Annotated in this window: 2 protein-coding genes; both read right to left on the bottom strand. The window is 64.2% G+C overall.

Features of this window, described 5'->3' with window-relative positions; genetic code table 11:
- On the bottom strand, window positions 1-1,602 hold a 1,602-nt coding region (locus BW950_RS14640; RefSeq protein WP_076490032.1), incomplete at its 3' end, for a phage baseplate assembly protein V.
- A 9-nt stretch (window positions 1,603-1,611) separates the two neighbouring features.
- Window positions 1,612-1,943, bottom strand: a 332-nt coding sequence (locus BW950_RS15215; RefSeq protein ID WP_499697579.1) for a hypothetical protein, incomplete at its 5' end; no start/stop codon positions are given.

Below are 1,943 nucleotides of genomic sequence, written 5' to 3'. Positions count from 1 at the left end.
CCGCCCGGTCTCCCGGCCATCCTCGTCGTGTTCTGCCAGCTCCCATCTCAGCTCGCTGAAGAGCGGCTTGGGTTTCTCCACCGTCATGATGCCGCTCTCCACAGCCTGGCACCGGTAGGCGGTGGCCCGGAAGAAGAGACTGGCCTCCTCACGGTCCTCCCGGTCATCGGGTACCCCGGGCCGCCACGATACCGTCACAGTGCCTGCCTGGTTTCTCCCGGGCACCTTCGCCACCGGCACATCTCCCTGGTCCTCCCGGAAGATCGAAAGCATCACCGGCTCACCCTCGGGAGCACCGGTGATGCTCACCGAGAGATTCACCTCGTCACCGCGCATGGACCTGCTCTGGCTCCATCCGGGGCCATCGAGACTGCGTGGCTCCCGGGCCCGCTCTAGCGCATCGGGGCCCGCCAGGGGATCCCCGGTGTTGAAGACCGTGCCGCCGTCCTGTTCAAACCGCTCCCGATCCATCCCCGGCAGCAGAATCGGCAACTTCACCGCAGCCCCCGCCGCGATGATACTGCAGGTCTCCTGATCGCGGGGGTCGTTGCAGGTGGTCACCATGCTCCCCAGGACCGCCGCCTCCTTGCCGTTGATCTTCACCGACGGCGTGGTGGCAGAACTCACCGTGCCCTCGTTGCTGGGCTTCTTCTTGAACTTCACCCCCGGAGGCATGGGAAAATGGCCCGGCGTGTTGTATACACTCTTGCTTCCCTTGGTGGCGGCATCGCGGGAGTTCACCTTTACATCGCCCGAAAGGGAATCCGAAAGTCTGCCCAGGTAAGGGTGGGGCACCTGGGGAACGGTACTTGTGCCACTGCTTGAGGGAACCCGGATATCGTGGAAATCGATCCCCACCACCTGGTCATCGCGCAGGGCGATCTGGCGCCCCTCGGCGGTCACGCCGGCGCTGGCCTGGAGCGCCACCGATCCACCGGTCCAGGAGACAGCACCCCCGGCGTGGAGAGCCCCGTTCTGGCAGGAGACAGCCACCGTCCTTGATCCTCTGAGGAAGACCGAATCCTTCGCAGCGACCCGCACCGCCTCGCCCGACATCTGCAAGGTCCGGCAGGCAATCCTGATATCACCCCGGTCGTTCACCACCGAAATACCCCGGGGCGAGATCTCGATCCGCATCGCCCCCTCCCGGGCCGACAGGACAATCCGCTCCTCCCCGGCGCTATCGCGCACCTCCACCCGAAACCCGCTTTTGGAGGTCATCACCTTCAAATCGTTGCCGGGATTCTCCGTAACAGGCCCGTGCTTTCCGGGGCCATACCAGGACCCCAGAGCGACCGGTACCGATGGATCTCCCTGGATAAACCCGATCAACAGATAATCACCAGCCTCGGGGGGTGCCCACACCCCCTGGCAGGCCCCCGCATAGGGCCGCACCAAAGGAACCCAGGTGCGGGCATCGGGAGCCAGCAACGGCATATGGACCTTCACCCGCCCCAGATTTTTCGGGTCCCGGGTATCCTCAACAATGCCAAGGGTGGCGTGACGACGCTGCTCCGGCCGCCGGTAGGTGTCACGCTGGACACTATCCCGGGGATCGTAGTATCGGCGAAAAAGCGCTTCCCGGTCGCGGTAGCTGATCATGCCGTCCCCCTAATTCAGTGCAATCTCTCTGGCATCAACGCCAAGAGATCCCGATGCGTCCAGGGACAGATCACCGCTATCGGCCGCCATCTCCAGATCCTGTGAAGCAACCTCCATCGACGACGAGGCCTCGGCCCGGATCGTCTCGGCCTCGATCAGCAGGTTCCCCCCCGCTGCGATGGTGATATCCCCATCGCTCTCCAGATTGATCAGCTCCTGGTCAGGGAGAATCTCGAATCGCGAAGCGCCGTCGGGGGAGAGCAGTTGCAGTTTCTCAGCCCCGGGAGTGTCGTCCAGGATGATCCGGTTCCCGCTGCGGCTGCGGAAGAACCGGAGGTTGT

Origin of the sequence: Alkalispirochaeta americana, assembly GCF_900156105.1 — a bacterium.
GTDB lineage: Bacteria > Spirochaetota > Spirochaetia > DSM-27196 > Alkalispirochaetaceae > Alkalispirochaeta > Alkalispirochaeta americana.
This window is presented reverse-complemented; position numbering and strand designations above follow the sequence as displayed.